Here is an 18,716-nt window from a genome sequence, read left to right on the forward strand (position 1 = left end):
TAAATAAAATAACCATTACATAATATATATATATTAAAGTAGAATAAAAATATACAAAAAAACGCACAAAGGAATACTTTGTACGTTTTATTTTTAATACGTTAAAGTAAACCTTGTAGCTCAACACTTAAGATTAAGTGACAGTATTACATATATTCTATGTAATCCCAGAAAATACCTTCGCACTTGTATTATCTTCGGCCACAAATCCTTTCTTCAATTATCAACGCCTGCCAGCTACTATTGAATACTTTTATTTATGGCACCTCTACCTTAGGTTATAATTATTAAAGTTAATTATTATTATTTTAGTACATGCTTTATAATAAAGCAATTAAAATTTTTAGAAAATTATGTTAAATTTTAAAAAATTATTTTTTTCCTAATAATGCATTTTCTACATCTTGAGCGTTTTCAGTAGCTATGAAATAAACAACATCTCCAACTACTTCTAACTTAGAATCTGCAACAGCAGTTGTATTTTCAGGACCACCGTAACCGTCAGCGAACATTTTTAATGAATTATCCTTGTAGCTTTCTATAGCTTTTACAACAGCGTCAGTGTCAGTAGTTTTTACTACTATAACATCTTGTAGCTTAACGTTTATCATTGCTTGATTAACAAAACCGTCTTCTACTTTGTCTTTTACTTCTTCAAATATCCAGTGCTCAGCTGCTGGTGATTCCATAGAAGGGTTTAGTAATACGTTAGCTTCTGTAAGATTAGTTTGCATTGTAGCTACATCTAAAGTCTCAGCTTCATCAGTCTTTCCACTACATCCTACAGCCAATGCCATAACACCTGCTAACATTGTAGCTGTTATTATTCTTTTTAGTTTTTTCATGTTCATCCTCCAAAACATATGTAATAAATATCCTTTTAGGTAGTGTATCAATTATAAGAAATATTGTCAATATTTAGCCAATGTATATCGGAAAAGGTTTACTTTGGTTGGAGAATCTACATTAATAGAAATGAACTAATAATATTAAAATATATATAGTGTATAAGTTGATTATAGTAATATATAATGTATTTATAATATTTAGAAAATAGTGTTAGTAAAATTGGGGTTCAATTGGGGGGGGGGAATTGAAGCATGGAATTGTTAAACATACAAAATGAAATGAAAAAACACAGGATAAGCCTTCATAACATAGGTGAAATAGGAAGACAAGAGTTTAAAACATCTAAATATATAAGAGATTTCTTAGATAAAATAGGTATAGAGTATAAGACTTATTTAAAAACGGCAACAGTAGGTGTAATAAAAGGGAAGAATCCTAAGAAAACAATAGCTTTTAGAAGTGATATCGATGGATTAGCCACACATAATGGAGTAGAACACTTATGTGGCCACGATGGACATATGTCTATATTATTAGGATTGATTCAATATATTAATGAAAATAAAGAATCTTTAAATGACAATATTGTGTTTATATTCCAACCAGCAGAAGAGGGACCTGGAGGAGCAGAAGATTTAGTTAAGGAAGGTATATTAAAAGAATATAATGTTGATGAAATATATGGTCTTCATATATATCCTGAAATTTTAGAAGGCTATGTTGGAATAAGAGAAGGATATTTTATGGCCCAGTCTGGAGAGATTGATATAGAAATAAAAGCAAAAAGTGCTCATGGAGCTATGCCTCAAAATGGTGTGGATGGAATAGTAGTAGCTTCAAATATTATAAATAGTTTACAAACTATAGTTTCAAGAAACATCGGCCCAATAGATAATGCAGTTATAACTATAGGCAAGATAGTAGGAGGCAGTATAAGAAACATAGTTGCAGAAGACGTACTAATGGAAGGTACTATGAGGACTTTTGATCCAAATACTTATAACACAATGAAAAATAGGATAATTGAAATTTGTAAAGGATATGAATTTGTATATAATTGCAAAATAAATGTAAATATAGTAGACTTTTATCCTGCTGTAAACAACGATAAAGACTTATGCAGAGAATTTATAAATGCTATTGGTGAAGATAAGATAGTAAGTTTAGATCCTCTAATGATATCAGAAGATTTTTCGTATTATCAAAAAGAAATACCAGGCCTATTCTTTATGTTAGGCTCTAGAAATGAAGAAAAAGGATTTGTAAATGGACTTCATAATGCTAACTTTAATTTTGATGAAAGTATCTTTAAAAATGCATTAGAAATATACTTAAAAGTACTTAAGTTTAAAAACTCTATAGATTAAAAATTTTACCCCTTCAATATTTGTATAAATTTTGGTCAAATGACAAGAATACAAAGAAGAAGGGGTGATTTTTATGAATAATGAAAAATTAAATCAAGAACTAATAGATAAATGTGAGAAGACTAAAAAAGGTAATAGTAAAAAAACGAAAATATTGACAGATAATGATATAATGAAATATGAGATAGCGTCAGAACTAGGTCTACTAGACAAAGTAAGCGCAGATGGTTGGGCAGGACTTACTGCCAAAGAGGCTGGAAGAATTGGTGGAATACTTACTGCTCGCAAGAAGAAACAAAAAAAGATAGCAGAGGAGCAAAATAAAGAGGATGGATCAATATAGAGACTTTGCATTTATTTATGATGAACTTATGAATGAAGTTGATTATGATGGATGGGTAAAATATATAGAAGATATTATTAAAGATGAAAAAGTAAATGTAAAAAACATATTAGAATTAGCATGTGGTACAGGTAACTTAACAATACCACTAACTAAGAAAAACTATGATATAGCAGGTATAGATATTTCAGGAGAGATGCTTAGTGTAGCTCAGGAAAAAGCTGAAAAAGAAGGCGTTGAGTTAGTTTTATTACAACAAGATATAGCAGAGCTAGATTTTGATGTAACAAACTTAGACTGTGTACTTTGTGCTTGTGATGGTTTCAACTACATTACATATGATGATGATTTAGTAAATGTATTTACAAAGACACATGAACTATTAAAAGAGAATGGAATATTTATATTTGATATAAGCTCATTCTATAAGTTATCAACTATATTAGGTAACAATATGTATGGTGAAAATAGAGAAAATGTAGCTTACATGTGGCAAAACTACTTTGATGATGAAGAAAATTTAGTAGAAATGGAATTAGCATTCTTCTTAAAAGGTGAAGATGGTAAGTTTGAAAGATTTGAAGAAGTTCATCAACAAAGAGCATATACAGAAGAAGAAATAATAGAACTGCTTCAAGAAGCAGGCTTTGAAGACATTAAAGCATATGGAGATTTTACTTTTGAAAGTCCAAAAGAAGATGCTCAAAGAGTATTCTTCGTATGTAAAAAATAAATTAGGCTTATCGGAGGAATACAATGAAAGATTATGTAATAAGAGCAACTGCAGGTGAAGGTCAAATAAGAGCTTTCGTTGCTAATACTACAAATATGGTAGAAACAGCAAGATCTTTACATGGTACTACTAAGGTTGCTACAGCAGCATTAGGAAGAACATTAACAGCAACATCAATCATGGGTTTAATGATGAAAAATGATGGTGATAAATTAACAGTTATAATAAAGGGTGGAGGACCAATAGGTTCAATATTAGCAACTGCTAATTCAAAAGGTATGGTAAAAGGATATGTTACAAATCCTCATGTAGAAGTACCTGACTATGAAAATGGTAAGTTAAATGTAGCTGCAGCTGTAGGTACAGATGGTGTGGTTAGAGTTACTAAAGATTTAGGACTTAGAGAACCATATAACGGAGCGTATCCATTAGTAAGTGGTGAGATAGCACAAGATTTAACTCACTACTTTGCATTATCAGAGCAAACTCCATCAGTAGTAGCTTTAGGTGTCTTAACTAAAGAAGATGAAGTAGAACATGCTGGAGGATTTATAGTTCAATTAATGCCAGATACAACAGAAGAAAATATATCTAAGTTAGAAGCTAATATTGCAAACTTACCTTCAATAACTACATTATTAAAAGAAGGTAAGACTCAAGAAGATATATTAAATATAGTTTTAGCTGGATTAGAACCAAGGATATTAGATAAGATTGAAGTTGGGTTTGAGTGTGATTGTTCTAAAGAAAGAGTTCAAGGAGCTCTTATAGCTATAGGAAAACATGAATTATCTCAAATAATAGAAGAAGACAAGCAAGCAGAATTAGGATGTCAATTCTGTAATCAAAACTATCATTATACAGAAAAAGAATTATTAGAAATATTACAAGAAATGTAATTAATAAATATAAATCTAAAAATGTAATATTTGAATGTAATAAATATATAAAAGAAGAGGTATGGTTAATCCATATCTCTTCTTTTATATACATTAAATGATATTATTTGAAAAAATTATGGTAAAATAATATCAATACAAACTTAATGATAAAGGGGAAATCGTTTAGATGGTAAGTATGTTAAAGCAAGTTCAAGATGAAATGACAAAGTACATAGATACCATAGCTAGTGTATTAAATGTGGATATTGAAATTGTAGATGACAGACTGATTAGAATTGGTGGTTCGGGTATATATAAAAATAAAAATAATGAAATGCCAATATCAGAAGGGTATCTATACAGCCAGGTAATTAGTACAGGTGATGATATTACCGTAGTTGATGTATTACATAATGAAATATGCACAAATTGCATTAAGCTTAATAAATGTATTGATAAAACTCTTATAGCAGTTCCTATTAAACATAATAGTAGAACTATTGGAGTCATAGGGGCAATAAGTACAGAAAAAGAAAAGAAAAAGGAAATGAACATTAAAATAAAATCTTATCTAGAATTTATTCATCATATCTCAGACTTAATATCTCTAAAAGTTGAAGAACATGAAAATAACAAAACTAATGATAGAAAAATACGAATGTTTAGGGATATTATTGATAATATAGAAAAAGGTGTATTAATTTTAGATGCTAATAGCAAGATATCATATATTAATAATATTGCTAAAAAAAGATTAAATATTTTTGAAAATACAGTAGGTAAATTAGTAGAAATAAGATCAATAGAAACAAGTAGAGAAAAAAGTGAGATGATAAACTTCTCCATAGATGATACCATCTATAACACCACATATAAGATAATACCAGTACATCCATATGTGAATGACTACGATAGAATGATAATTTTTGATGAAGTTTATAGTGATAAAGTAGAAAAAATAAATACTAAGTGGGAAGTAAAAAAGATAGATTCTATAATTGGTAATAGTGACGTAATGAATCAAGTTAAGACAAAAACTAAAAGAGTTGCAAAATCCAACTCTACGGTACTAATAACTGGGGAAAGTGGTACAGGTAAAGAATTAATTGCAAAGTCAATTCATGCAGAAGGAAACAGATGTAATAAACCATTTATAGCCATTAACTGTGCTGCAATCCCAGAACCGCTATTAGAGAGTGAACTTTTTGGATATGTAAAAGGTGCTTTTAGTGGGGCAAGTAATGAAGGTAAAATAGGTAAGTTTGAACTTGCAAATACAGGTGTAATATTTCTAGATGAAATTGGAGATTTATCACTTCACCTACAAGCAAAACTACTTAGAGTTTTACAAGAAAGAAAGTTTGCAAGAATTGGTTCTAACAAACTTATTGATTTAGATATAAGAGTAGTAGCTGCTACTAATAAAAATATATTAGAGTTAGTTAATGAGGGGAAGTTTAGAGATGACTTATATTATAGATTAAATGTAATTCCGATAAATCTACCAGCATTAAGAGAAAGAAAAGACGACGTTAAAGATATATTTATGATGATGTTAAATAAATATTCTGTAGAATTTGATATAAATGTAGAAAAAATTGAAGAACCTGTAATGGAAATGTTGATTAATTATTATTGGCCGGGAAATATTAGAGAATTAGAAAATTCAGTAGAATATATGATGAATATAATCGGAGAAGATGGAATAATATCAAAAGATATGCTTCCATTAGATATACTAAATTACTATTCAAAAGAAAAAGGTAATGAGATTGAAGTAAATCATATAGAAAGTAGTGTTAATACTAAAAATAATAGTAATATTATTTTCCCTAAAATAGATGATGAAAATATCCTGACTATTAAAGAACTAGAACTAACATATATAAATAATCTATTAGATAAATACGGTAGAGGAACAAGTGCAAAAAAGGAAGTAGCTAAAAAGCTAGGTATAGGCGTGTCTACTTTATATAGAAAACTAGGAGAACATATAATATAAACAAAAAATTATCAAAATAGAAATTCCCAAATCGATAAAAATTCCCGATTTGGGAATTTTTTTCGTTTTGAGAAGTTAAAAACTATATATCAGAAAAAAAGAATGTGACTAATTTAACGAAAAAAGGGCTTGAATGCTAGATTTAAATTTTTTTTTTAACAAATAAAAGATAATACTTTGTTTTGGCACAGGAGTTGCTTTAGTAATATAGTGCAAACATTTACAAGGGGGAATTAGCGATGAGAGAAATAAAATGGAAATTAAATAACTTACCGAAGTCAGAGAACAAGGAGCAAACAATAACATTTTTAAATGATGAAGAAATAAGCAAAGTAAAAGCTTTCCATGAAAGCTTCCCACAATATACAAAAACACCATTAGCTAAACTAGATAAATTAGCAGAAGTTTTAGGTGTTGCTGGAGTTTACGTAAAAGATGAATCATATAGATTTGGATTAAATGCATTTAAGGTGTTAGGTGGTTCATTTGCCATGGCAAGATATATGGCAGAAAAATTAGGAATGGATATATCTGAGTTAACTTATGAAAAGTTATTATCTGATGAAGTTAGAGCAAAGCTTGGAGATATAACTTTCTTTACAGCAACAGATGGTAACCATGGTAGAGGAGTTGCTTGGACTGCAAATAAATTAGGGCAAAAGTCTGTAGTATATATGCCAAAAGGATCGTCTTTAACAAGATTAAACAATATAAAAGCTGAAGGTGCAGATGCTAGTATAACAGAGTTAAACTACGATGATGCAGTTAGATTAGCTGTTGAAAGTGCAAAAGAAGTTGATGGATTAGTAGTACAAGATACTGCATGGGAAGGTTATGAAGATATCCCTGCTTGGATAATGCAAGGATATGGAACTATGGCTAAAGAAGCAGTAGAGCAATTAAATGAGTATGGAGTAGAAAGACCTACACATGTATTTATTCAAGCTGGTGTTGGATCACTTGCAGGAGCTGTACAAGGATACGTAGCTAACATGTTTGAAGAGTGCCCAATAACTGTAGTAGTAGAAGCTGATGAAGCAGATTGTTTCTACAAGTCTGCTGAAGCAGGAGATGGTAAGCCAAGATTTGTTGATGGAGATATGCCTACAATAATGGCAGGTCTTGCTTGTGGAGAACCAAATACTATAGGATTTGAAATATTAAAGAATTACTCAGAAGCTTTCGTTTCTGCTCCAGACTGGGTAGCAGCTAAGGGAATGAGAGTATTAGGAAACCCATTAACAGGAGATACAAAAGTAATATCTGGAGAATCAGGGGCTGTAACAGCTGGATTATTAGCAGCAGTTATGACTGATGAAAAATTAAAAGATTTAAGAGAAGCATTAAAGTTAGATAAAGATTCAAGAGTATTATTAGTAAGTACAGAAGGTGATACTGACCCAGAAAAATATAGAAGTATAGTTTGGGATGGAGAATGTGCAAGTGTATAGTTATTAGCTATAGCACTCAAATATAAAGGCCAAGAATAGAAAAAAGGGGGATTAATAAAATGTTAAATGAACAAAGAAAACAAGAATTAACACAAGTTTGCCAAGATTTAATAAGAAATGCAAGTTACTCAGGACAAGAAGAAAACGTAGTAAAGGCTGTAGAAAAGAACTTTGAAATGTTAGGATTCGATAGCTGGTCTAGAGATGAATATGGAAACATAATAGGTTGTATAAAAGGAAACAAGCCAGGAAAGAAAATATTATTTGATGGACATATAGATACAGTTACTGTACCAGATGCAACTAAGTGGACATTCCCTCCATTTGAAGCTGTTATAGACAATGGAAGAATCTACGGTAGAGGTGCTTCTGACATGAAAGGTCAAGTTAGTGCAATGATGGCTGCAGTATCATACTTTGCTAAAGATACGGAAAAAGACTTCGAAGGAGAACTTTATGTAGCAGGTGTTGTTCATGAAGAAATATTTGAAGGTATAGCAGCTAGAAAAATAAGTGAAGCGGTTAAGCCTGACTATGTTGTAATAGGTGAATCTTCAGAACTTAATTTAAAGATAGGGCAAAGAGGTAGAGGAGAAATAGTAATCGAAACTTTCGGAAAGCCAGCTCACTCTGCTAACCCACACAAAGGAATAAATGCTGTTTACAAAATGTCTAAGATAATAGAAAGAGTACAACAATTAGTACCTCCTACTCATCCAGTATTAGGTGATGGAATACTAGTTTTAACTGATATAAAATCTTCTCCATATCCAGGAGCTTCAGTAGTGCCAGATTATTGTAAAGCTACTTTTGACAGAAGATTATTAGTTGGAGAAACTAAAGAAGGTGTATTAGCTCCAATTCAAGAGTTATTAGAAGAGATGATGAGAGAAGACTCAGAATTAAACGCTAAGGTTTCTTACGCTTTAGGAAGCGAAGATTGTTATACAGGAAATAAAATAGAAGGTGAAAGATTCTTCCCAGGTTGGTTATATGATGAGGAAGATGAGTTTGTTCAAGCAGCTTACAAAGGACTAAAAGAAGCTGGAGTAGACTGTGAAATAACTCAATATTCATTCTGTACAAACGGAAGTCACTACGCTGGTGAAGCAGGAATAAAAACAATAGGATTTGGACCTTCTAAAGAAAATCTTGCTCATACAATAGATGAATATATAGAACAAGAACAATTATTCATAGGAGCAAAAGGTTACTACGGAATACTTAAATCAGTTTATAAAAAATAATAAATAGGGGTAAGTGTTATGAAAACTTTAATAAAGCAAGGACTTATAGTTGATGGTAATAAAACAGAACCTTTTATAGGAGATGTACTAATTACAGATGATAAAATAACAAAAATATCAACAGAAATTACAGAAGTTGCAGATAAAGTAATAAATGCAAATGGTAGAGTAGTATGTCCTGGTTTTATAGACACTCATAGCCACTCAGACCTTATGATTTTAGTTAATCCATATAATGAAGTTAAGATAAGACAAGGAATAACAACGGAAGTGCTGGGCCAAGATGGTATATCTATGGCTCCTCTTCCAAAAGAATTTATACCTTCATGGAGAAAAAATCTAGCAGGCTTAGATGGCGAAAGTGATGAGATAGATTGGGAATATGAAACTACAGATAACTATCTTGCTATGATGGAAGATAGAGGGGTAGGATTAAATGAGACTTATTTAGTACCTCATGGTAATATTAGAATGGAAGCTATGGGACTTGAAGGAAGACCTGCAACTAAAGACGAGATTCAAAAAATGTGCGAAATCACAGAAAGAGAATTAAAGGCTGGTGCAATAGGATTATCTACAGGGCTTATATATATTCCATGTGCATATTCTATGACTGAAGAAGTAATAGAGATGTGTAAGGTTGTTGCTAAATATGATGGAGTATTTGTTGTACATCAAAGAAGTGAAGCAGATACAATTCTTGAATCTATGGAAGAAATAATAAGAATAGGTAAAGAATCAGGTGTTAAAGTTCATTTCTCTCATTTTAAAGTATGTGGAAAAGATAACTGGAAATACATACCTGGAGTTTTAGAGTTATTAGAAAAAGCTAAAGCTGAAGGAATAAAAGTGTCTTTTGATCAATATCCATATGCAGCAGGTAGTACAATGCTAGGAGTAGTTCTTCCACCTTGGGCACATTCAGGCGGAACAGATAAACTTTTAGAAAGACTACAAAATGAAGATGATAGAGCGAAGATGAAAGAAGATATAGCAAATGGAATAGACGGTTGGGACAACTTTATTCAATTTGCAGGTATTGACCAAATATTTGTAACTAGTGTAAAAAATAAAAAAAATGAAGATACAATAGGAAAAAGCTTATTAGAAATAGGTCAAATGAGAGGTAAAGATCCTGTAGAGGCAACTATGGATTTATTACTAGAAGAAGAAAATGCAGTTGGTATGGTTGACTTCTACGGTTTAGAAGAACATATTATTACTTTTATGAAGCAAGAAGAGCAAAATGTATGTACAGATGGTTTACTATCTGGTAAACCACACCCAAGAGCATACGGTTCTTTCCCAAAAATATTAGGAAGATATGTTAGAGAATTAGGGGTACTAAAACTTGAAGAAGCTGTTCATAAGATGACTAAAAAAGCAGCTGAGAGCTTTAGTATAAAAGATAGAGGACAATTAAAAGAAGGATACTTTGCAGATATAGTTATCTTTGATAAAGAAACAGTTACAGGATGTGATGACTTCATAAACTCAACACAATTCCCAACAGGTATAGATTATGTAATCATAAACGGAAACTGTGTAATTGAAGAAAATGACTATAAGCATATAAAAGCTGGTAAAGTACTTAGATAACCTTGGGGAGGTATCACAACATGATATTAGTTGGTAATGGAAGATTAATAACTCATGACAAAGAAAATCTTTATATGGAAGACGGTTGTGTAGTTATTGATGGAAAAGTTATTAAAGAAATTGGTACTACAGAAGAAATGAAGTCAAAGTACTCAAACTATGAATTTATAGATGCTAAGAAAAAGGTTATAATGCCTGGACTTATAAATACACACATGCATATATATAGTTCATTTGCTAGAGGAATGGCAGTACCAGGTAAACCATCAGAAAACTTCATGGAAATACTAGAAAACTTATGGTGGAGATTAGATAAAAAACTTACTTTAGAAGATACAAAGTATAGTGCTTATGCAACTTATATAGATTGTATCAAAAGCGGTGTTACAACAGTGTTTGATCACCATGCAAGTCCATATGCAATCGAAGGAAGCTTATTTACTATAGCTGATGTAGCAAAAGATTTAGGAATAAGAACAAATCTTTGTTATGAAGTATCTGATAGAGATGGAGAAGAGACAATAGCTCAAGGAATTAAGGAAAACGTTGACTTTATAAAGTTTGCTCAAAAGGATGATACAGACATGGTTAAGGGGATGTTTGGTCTTCATGCAGCATTCACATTATCTGATGAAACTTTAGAAAAATGTGCAACTGAAATGACTAACCTAGATACAGGATATCATGTGCATACAGCTGAAGGAATAGATGATGTTAAGGTTAATCGTGAAAAATATGGCAAAAAAGTTATTGAAAGATTAAATGATTTTGGCGTATTAAATGATAAAACAATAGCAGTTCACTGTATTCATGTTGATTTTGATGAGATGGACTTAATAGTTGAAAATAATTCTTTCATAGTTCATAATCCAGAATCAAATATGGGAAATGCAGTTGGATGTTCACCAGTAATAGATTTCTTTAAAAAGGGAATAACTGTTGGGTTAGGTACTGATGGATATACAAGTGATATGTTTGAATCACTAAAGGTTGCAAATATAATACACAAACATCAATTAAGTGACCCAAGAGTAGGATGGGTTGAAGCACCTACTATGCTATTTGAAAACAATAGAACAATAGCAGGAAAATACTTCAACAATGACTTAGGTGTATTAAAGGAAGGAGCATATGCAGACGTTATAGTTGTTGACTACATACCTCATACTCCTTTGAATGAAAATACAATAAATGGTCATATCACATTTGGTATGACTGGAAGAAGCGTTGATACAACTATTATCAACGGAAAAGTAGTAATGAAAGACAGAATATTATTAAATATTGATGAAGAGTCAATATTAGCAACAAGTAGAGACATGAGTAAAAAGCTGTGGGATAGAATATAAAAATAAATATAAAGGGGGACTAAAAATGTCTCAAGATAAAAGCCCTAAAATAGCTCCAGTAGATGAGAGGTTACCGATATCCAAGTCTTGGGTATTCTCACTACAACACGTATTAGCAATGTGTGCAGGAGCGGTAGCAGTTCCTATGATGGTAGGAAGTGCTGCAGGACTAGACCAGGAAAGTATAGTTTTCTTAATAAGTGCTTGTATATTTATGGCAGGGGTAGGCACATTGATACAAGCTTATGGTATAGGAAATATTGCAGGTGCTAAGATTCCGGTAATCGAAGGAACTAGCTTTGCGGCGGTTGCAGCTATGACATCTATAGCTTCATCATATCAAGAACCAAGTGTAGCAATAAGAACGGTATTTGGATCAGTTATGGCAGCAGGATTATTCTGTATAATAATAGCTCCAATATTTGAAAAGCTAATAAGATTTTTCCCAAAAGTAGTTACAGGAACAGTAGTAATGGTAATAGGAATATCTTTATTACCAGTTGGTATAAAGTGGATAACGGATAACAAAGTAACAGCAGCTGAGCCAGGGCAATTAGGTTTAGCATTAGCAGTTTTAGCTATAACACTTTTCCTTTTCAAATACTTAAAAGGTATATGGAACAGTGCAGCAATACTTATAGCTATAGTAGCAGGAACAATACTTGCATCAGTATTAGGAATGGCTGATTTTAGCAGTGTTGCTAGTGCACATTGGTTCAGTGTAAACGTACCATTAAAGTTTGGTATGCCTGTATTTGAGCCGTCAGCAATAATATCTCTTTGTTTAATAATGTTAGTGCTAATGACTGAGTCACTAGGAAATATGATGGCAATACATGAGATGGTAGACAAAGAAATAGACGGAGCAAATATAAAGAGAGCTTTAAGGGGAGATGGTATAGCTACTTTATTATCTAGTATCTTTAACTCATTCCCAATAACACCATTCGCACAAAATACAGGACTTGTAGGATTAATGGGAATTAAATCAAGATTCGTTGCAGTATATGCAGGTTTAATATTATTAGTTTTAGGATTCGTACCTAAGTTTGCAGCTATAATAGGAGCAATACCTAAGCCAGTTTTAGGTGGAGTAGGATTTGCAATGTTTGGTATGGTGCTAGTAGGTGGAATAAGAACTTTAAGCAAAGTACAATTCGATGGTACTAAGAATGGAGTTATAGTGGCAGTTAGTGTTGGTTTAGCAATGATTCCTTTAGCTAACCCAGACTTCTATCATAACTTCCCAGACTGGGTACAAACAATATTCCACAGTGGTATAACTACAGGAAGTTTAGCTGCAGTTATATTAAATATATTCTTTAATGAATTAGGGAATAGGAAAGAATCAAAACAAGAAAATGCAAAAGATGAAAAAGCAGTATAAACATAATACATATATCAAAAATGAAATTAACTAAAGTTAAAAAAATATGAAAAAAATATGATATGAAAATATGAAAAATCAGTAAGAAAAAATATATCCTTAAAAAACAATAAAAAATATATCCTTAAAAACAAAAATAAAAAAATATATCCTTATGAATAAAAATGAAAATATATCCTTATAAAAATTTGATTTAAATAAAAATTAAAGTACAAAAACATATACAAATAAAAACTAGTAAGCGTCTATAAAAAATAAAAAATTAACAAGAAAAAAAGCAATACAAAGAAGCAATACAAACTTATATAAACAACAATAAATTTGGAAAAAGGGGAGATTTAAAAATGGCAAATTTAAAAGTTAAGATATATGATATGGAGTTTTCTAATCCAATAATGACAGCTGCAGGTCCTGGAGCTAAAGATGGAGATTTATGTTTAGAGGCAGTAAAAGGTGGAGTAGGTGGGTTATGTACAAAGACTATATCAGTTCTTCCAGCGGATGTACCAAGACCTTGTATGGCTAACACTAACAGTGGGTTCTTAAACACAGAATTATGGTCAGAATTACCAAAGGAGCAATGGTTAGAAGAAGAATATAAAAAATGTAAGAGTGCTGGAGTACCAGTAATAATAAGTATGGGATATACTGCAGAACAAATAGCAGAAGTGGCACCATTAGTTAAGCCTTATGCAGATGCAGTTGAATTATCAACTCACTACGTTGGAACAGATGTTACTCCAATAGTAAATGCTTTAAAAGCTGCAAAAGCTGCATTAGATGTACCAGTATTCATGAAGATGAGTCCTCACACTGATATACAAACAATAGCAAAGGCTGTTGAAGAAGCAGGAGCAGATGGTTTAGTTATGATAAACTCTTTTGGTCCATGTATGGCAATAGATGTTGAAACAGGATTCCCAATAATGGGAAGTAAAACAGGTTACGGATGGTTATCAGGAGCTCCAATAAGACCATTAGCAATAAGATGTATATATGAAGCATCTAAAGTTGTAAACATACCTATAATAGGTGTTGGTGGAGTAACTTGTGGTAAAGATGTAGCAGAAATGATGATGGCTGGTGCTTCAGCTGTTCAAACTTGTACAGAAGCAATATTAAAAGGGCCAGGAGTTTACGGAAAAATAGCTAAAGAATTAGATGAATTCTTAGAAGCTCATGGATATTCAGATGTAAATGAAATAAAAGGATTAGCTCACAAGAAAGTTGAAGAGATGGAATTCAGAACTCATGCTATAGCTCCAGTAGTTGATCAAGATAAGTGTATAAAATGTAAGAAGTGTGTATCAAGCTGTGTATATGAAGCAATAGAAGTTAATGAAGAAATGGTTATAGATGAAGATAAGTGTTTTGGATGTGGATTATGTGTAACTAGATGTCCAAAGAATGCTTTAAGAATACAAATGGGAGCAGAAGCTCTAGCATAAAGGATGGAAATAGATTATGGGTCTTATTTTACAAGGTGGAACAATTGTAACGGATGCACAAACATATGAAGCAGATGTAAAAATTGTAGACGGAAAAATTGTTGAAATTGGATTTGACCTATCTACTGAAGGATATGAGATAGTACCTATCAAAGGGTGCTATCTTGTACCTGGAGGTATAGATACTCATACCCATTTTGACTTAGATGTTGGAACTACAATTACAGCTGATAACTTTGAAACAGGAACTAGGGCAGCTATAGTTGGAGGAACGACTACAATATTAGATTTTGCCACTCAGTCAAAAGGGTGCTCATTAAATGATGGACTTTTAGAGTGGCATGAGAAAGCAAAAGAAAAATGCTACTCAGACTATGGATTCCATATGGCAATAACAGATTGGACTGAAAATACATCTAAAGAGATGGAAAGTATGATAGATGAAGGTGTTACATCTTTTAAGTTATATATGGCATATAAAAATACTCTACAAGTTGATGATGGTGTAATCTTTAGAGCATTAAAAAAAGCTAAGGAATTAGGTGTACTTATAGGATTCCATTGTGAAAATGGAGATATAATAAGTGAGCTTGTAAATGAATACAAGGAAAATAATCTAACATCACCAAAGTATCATATGCTAAGTAGACCAGCAGACTTAGAAGTTGAAGCCACTTCAAGACTTATGAAAATAGCAAAAACAGCTAAAGCGCCAGTGTATGTAGTTCATTTAAGTTCAAAAGAGGCTCTAGAAGAAGTTAAGAAAGCTAAGCTAGATGGTGTGAAAGTATTTATTGAGACTTGCCCTCAATATTTACTTTTAAATGATGAACTTTACGATTTAGACGGATTCGAAAGTGCTAAATATGTAATGAGTCCACCGCTTAGAACTAAGCAGGACAATGAATATCTATGGGAAGCGTTAAAGTCAGGTTACGTGGATACTATAGGAACGGACCATTGTTCATTTAACTATAAAGGTCAAAAGGATATTGGAATAAATGATTTTAGTAAAATTCCAAATGGTGGCCCAGGAGTAGAACATAGGATGAGCCTTTTATATACACATGGCGCTAAAGAAGGAAAAATAAGCATAAACAAATTTGTAGAGTTAACATCAACGAAAGCAGCTAAACTTTTCGGTATGTATCCTCAAAAAGGAGATATCCGAGTAGGCAGTGATGCTGACTTGGTAGTTATTGACCCTAATGTTAAAAATACTATAAGTGCAAAGAATCAAGTTCAAAATGTGGATTATACACCATATGAGGGATATGAGGTTGATTGCCAATTTAAACATGTATTTTTAAGAGGAACTGAAGTTGTAAAAGATGGAAAGTTAATAGTAGATTATCCTACTGGAATGTATATAAAGAGAACTACGAACTAAGGGGGCATATATGTTTGAATTTACACTAAACGGGGAAAAAGTCCAAGCAAAAGAAAATAAGAAGCTTTTAGAATTTTTAAGAGAAGATATGAATATAACTTCTGTAAAAAATGGATGTGCAGAAGGTGCCTGTGGTACTTGTATGATTATAGTAGATGGTAAAGCTATAAAGGCTTGCGTATTTACTACTCAAAAACTAGTAGGAAAAAGCATAACTACTATTGAAGGAATGGAAGAAAGAGAAAGAGATGCATATGCATATGCTTTTACAAATGCAGGTGCAGTTCAATGTGGATTCTGTATTCCAGGTATGGTAATAAGCTCAAAGGCTTTATTAGATGTTAACCCAGATCCAAGTGAAGAAGAAATTAGAAAAGCTTTAAAAGGAAATATATGTAGATGTACTGGATATGTAAAAATAATAGAAGCTGTAAAGTTAGTAGCTAAAATACTTAGAGAAAATATTGAAGTACCTAAAGTGGAGTGTAAAGGATTAGTTGGAGATAACTTACACAGAGTAGATGCAGTAGCAAAAACTTTAGGGAAAGCTGAGTATGTAGACGACGTTAGAATAGATGGGATGATTTATGGTTCAGCAGTAAGAACTAAATATCCAAGAGCGTTAGTAAAAAGCATAGATATAGAAGAAGCTAAAAACTATCCAGGTGTAGTTGCAGTTTTAACAGCTAAAGATGTACCTGGTAGTAATAAAGTTGGTCACTTAAAGAAAGACTGGGATACTTTAATTCCAGAAGGTGAAATAACAAGATACTTAGGAGACTCGGTAGCTTTAGTAGCAGCTGAAACTAAGGAAGCTTTAGAAGCAGCTAAAAAACTTGTTAAGGTTGAGTATGAAGAATTAACTCCTTTAACTTGTCCTGATGAAGCTTTAAGAGAAGATGCACCTGAAATACATGAAGGTGGAAATCTATTAGTAGAAAAACAATTAATAAGAGGAAATGCCGAAGAGAGAATAGAGAACTCTAAATATATGGTAACAAGAAAATATTCTGTACCATTTAACGAGCATGCTTTCTTAGAGCCAGAGTGTGCAATAGCTGGTCCTTATGAAGAAGAAGGAGTAATAATATACTCAACAGACCAAGGTGTATATGCAACACAACATGAGTGTGCAGATATGTTAGGTCTCCCTCATGAAAAGGTTAGAGTAATCAACAAAATGGTTGGTGGAGGATTTGGTGGTAAAGAAGATATGAGTGTTCAACATCATGCAGCTTTACTAGCTTATCACACTAAGAAATTTGTAAAAGTTCAATTAACTAGAAAAGAAAGTTTAATAGTACATCCAAAGAAACATGCTATGGAGATGGAATTCACAACAGCATGTGATGAAAATGGATATTTAACAGCTTTAAAAGCTACTATAATATCTGATACAGGTGCTTATGCATCATTAGGTGGACCAGTGCTTGAAAGAGCTTGTACACATGCTGCAGGTCCTTATAACTATCAAGATATAGAGATAAAAGGGAAGGCAGTATACACAAACAACCCTCCAGGTGGAGCATTTAGAGGATTTGGGGTAACTCAAAGTTGTTTTGCTACTGAATCAAACTTAAATTTACTTGCTGAGATGGTAGGAATATCTCCATGGGAGATAAGATACAGAAATGCTATAAGACCAGGTCAAGAATTACCTAATGGACAAATAGCAGATGAAGGAACAGCTATGGTAGAAACTCTAGAAGCTGTTAAAGATATATATGAAAGTCATCCATATGCAGGTATAGCTTGTGCTATGAAAAATGCAGGTGTTGGTGTTGGTATACCAGACATAGGAAGATGTAGATTAGTAGTTATTGATGGTAAAGTTCACTTAAGAACAAGTGCTTCTTGTATAGGTCAAGGATTAGGAACTACTATGACTCAAATGCTTTGCCAAACAGCAGGGTTAACTCCAGAAGATGTTGTATATGAAGTACCAGATACTCACTTAACTCCTGATTCAGGAAATACTACAGCATCAAGACAAACAGTATTTACCGGAGAAGCTACTAAAAATGCAGCTCTTAATCTTAAAAAAGAATTAGATGCTGGAAAAACACTAAAAGACTTAGAAGGTCAAGAATTCTTCGGAGAGTACTCAAGTGTTACAGATAGAATGGGATCTGATAAGAAAAATCCTGTAAGTCATGTTGCTTATGGATATGCTACTCAAGTAGTTATATTAGATGAAAATGGAAAGTTAGAAAAAGTTGTTGCAGCTCATGATGTTGGTAAAGCTATAAACCCTATAAATGTTGAAGGACAAATAGAAGGTGGAGTAGTAATGTCATTAGGTTATGCTCTAACAGAAACTTTCCCACTTGATAACTGTGTACCTACAGCTAAATACGGAACATTAGGCTTATTCAAGTCAACAGATGCACCACCAGTAGAAGCTGTAATAATAGAAAAAAATAAAGAAGGTCTAGCATATGGAGCGAAAGGTATAGGGGAAATAACTGCGATTCCTACTGCACCTGCTACTGCAAATGCTTACTATAGATTTGATAAAGAATTTAGAAATAGTTTGCCTTTGGTAAACACACCTTATAGTAAGAAGAAGTAAATATCTACAAAGTTATAAAATGTAACTTAATTACTCTATTAAAACTGAGAAGTGAATTAAACCACTAGAGCATTACTCTATAAAATTAGTCTATTAAA

14 protein-coding genes and 1 riboswitch are annotated in these 18,716 nt (G+C 32.2%); of the genes, 13 read left to right on the forward strand and 1 reads right to left on the reverse strand.

Annotated elements, in window-relative coordinates:
* Positions 1–108 precede the first annotated feature (108 nt).
* Positions 109–279: riboswitch (Lysine riboswitch) on the reverse strand.
* A 92-nt stretch (positions 280–371) separates the two neighbouring features.
* Positions 372–845, reverse strand: coding sequence for a DUF4358 domain-containing protein (locus ACI48P_RS14360; protein ID WP_475216867.1), 474 nt, complete (start codon positions 843–845; stop codon positions 372–374).
* A 255-nt stretch (positions 846–1,100) separates the two neighbouring features.
* Between ACI48P_RS14360 and ACI48P_RS14365 the strand changes: the two genes are divergently transcribed.
* From ACI48P_RS14365 to xdh, 13 genes are all read left to right on the forward strand, one after another.
* Positions 1,101–2,216, forward strand: coding sequence for an amidohydrolase (locus tag ACI48P_RS14365; RefSeq protein ID WP_475216868.1), 1,116 nt, complete (start codon positions 1,101–1,103; stop codon positions 2,214–2,216).
* Positions 2,217–2,289: 73 nt separating this feature from the next.
* Complete coding sequence (locus ACI48P_RS14370) at positions 2,290–2,559, forward strand: small, acid-soluble spore protein, alpha/beta type (RefSeq protein WP_475216870.1); 270 nt, start codon at positions 2,290–2,292, stop codon at positions 2,557–2,559.
* Positions 2,546–3,292: a class I SAM-dependent DNA methyltransferase gene (locus tag ACI48P_RS14375; protein WP_475216872.1), complete on the forward strand. Its 747-nt coding sequence runs from the start codon at positions 2,546–2,548 to the stop codon at positions 3,290–3,292. The genes ACI48P_RS14370 and ACI48P_RS14375 overlap by 14 nt, the downstream gene beginning before the upstream one ends.
* A gap of 23 nt (positions 3,293–3,315) precedes the next feature.
* A complete protein-coding gene (gene hslO, locus ACI48P_RS14380; RefSeq protein WP_475216874.1) occupies positions 3,316–4,191 on the forward strand; it encodes an Hsp33 family molecular chaperone HslO in 876 nt (291 codons plus the stop codon).
* Positions 4,192–4,360: 169 nt separating this feature from the next.
* Complete coding sequence (locus ACI48P_RS14385; RefSeq protein WP_475216876.1) at positions 4,361–6,175, forward strand: sigma-54 interaction domain-containing protein; 1,815 nt, start codon at positions 4,361–4,363, stop codon at positions 6,173–6,175.
* Between the two features lie 239 nt (positions 6,176–6,414).
* Positions 6,415–7,626: a diaminopropionate ammonia-lyase gene (gene dpaL / locus ACI48P_RS14390; protein ID WP_475216878.1), complete on the forward strand. Its 1,212-nt coding sequence runs from the start codon at positions 6,415–6,417 to the stop codon at positions 7,624–7,626.
* Between the two features lie 59 nt (positions 7,627–7,685).
* Positions 7,686–8,873, forward strand: a complete 1,188-nt coding sequence (locus ACI48P_RS14395) for a YgeY family selenium metabolism-linked hydrolase (protein ID WP_475216879.1) — start codon at positions 7,686–7,688, stop codon at positions 8,871–8,873.
* A gap of 18 nt (positions 8,874–8,891) precedes the next feature.
* Positions 8,892–10,472, forward strand: coding sequence for an N-acyl-D-amino-acid deacylase family protein (locus ACI48P_RS14400; RefSeq protein WP_475216881.1), 1,581 nt, complete (start codon positions 8,892–8,894; stop codon positions 10,470–10,472).
* Positions 10,473–10,492: 20 nt separating this feature from the next.
* Positions 10,493–11,821, forward strand: coding sequence for a putative aminohydrolase SsnA (ssnA, locus tag ACI48P_RS14405; protein WP_475216883.1), 1,329 nt, complete (start codon positions 10,493–10,495; stop codon positions 11,819–11,821).
* Positions 11,822–11,846: 25 nt separating this feature from the next.
* The gene (locus tag ACI48P_RS14410; RefSeq protein ID WP_475216885.1) at positions 11,847–13,208 is read left to right on the forward strand and encodes a nucleobase:cation symporter-2 family protein; all 1,362 of its coding nucleotides are present in this window, start codon (positions 11,847–11,849) and stop codon (positions 13,206–13,208) included.
* A gap of 344 nt (positions 13,209–13,552) precedes the next feature.
* The gene (locus ACI48P_RS14415; RefSeq protein WP_475216887.1) at positions 13,553–14,656 is read left to right on the forward strand and encodes a 4Fe-4S binding protein; all 1,104 of its coding nucleotides are present in this window, start codon (positions 13,553–13,555) and stop codon (positions 14,654–14,656) included.
* Between the two features lie 16 nt (positions 14,657–14,672).
* Positions 14,673–16,046: a dihydropyrimidinase gene (hydA, locus tag ACI48P_RS14420; protein ID WP_475216889.1), complete on the forward strand. Its 1,374-nt coding sequence runs from the start codon at positions 14,673–14,675 to the stop codon at positions 16,044–16,046.
* Positions 16,047–16,056: 10 nt separating this feature from the next.
* Positions 16,057–18,618 (forward strand): selenium-dependent xanthine dehydrogenase, encoded by a 2,562-nt coding sequence (gene xdh / locus ACI48P_RS14425; RefSeq protein WP_475216890.1) that lies wholly within the window; start codon positions 16,057–16,059, stop codon positions 18,616–18,618.
* The last annotated feature ends 98 nt before the right edge of the window (positions 18,619–18,716 follow it).

It is taken from the genome of Romboutsia sp. LXY-2 (assembly GCF_056171995.1).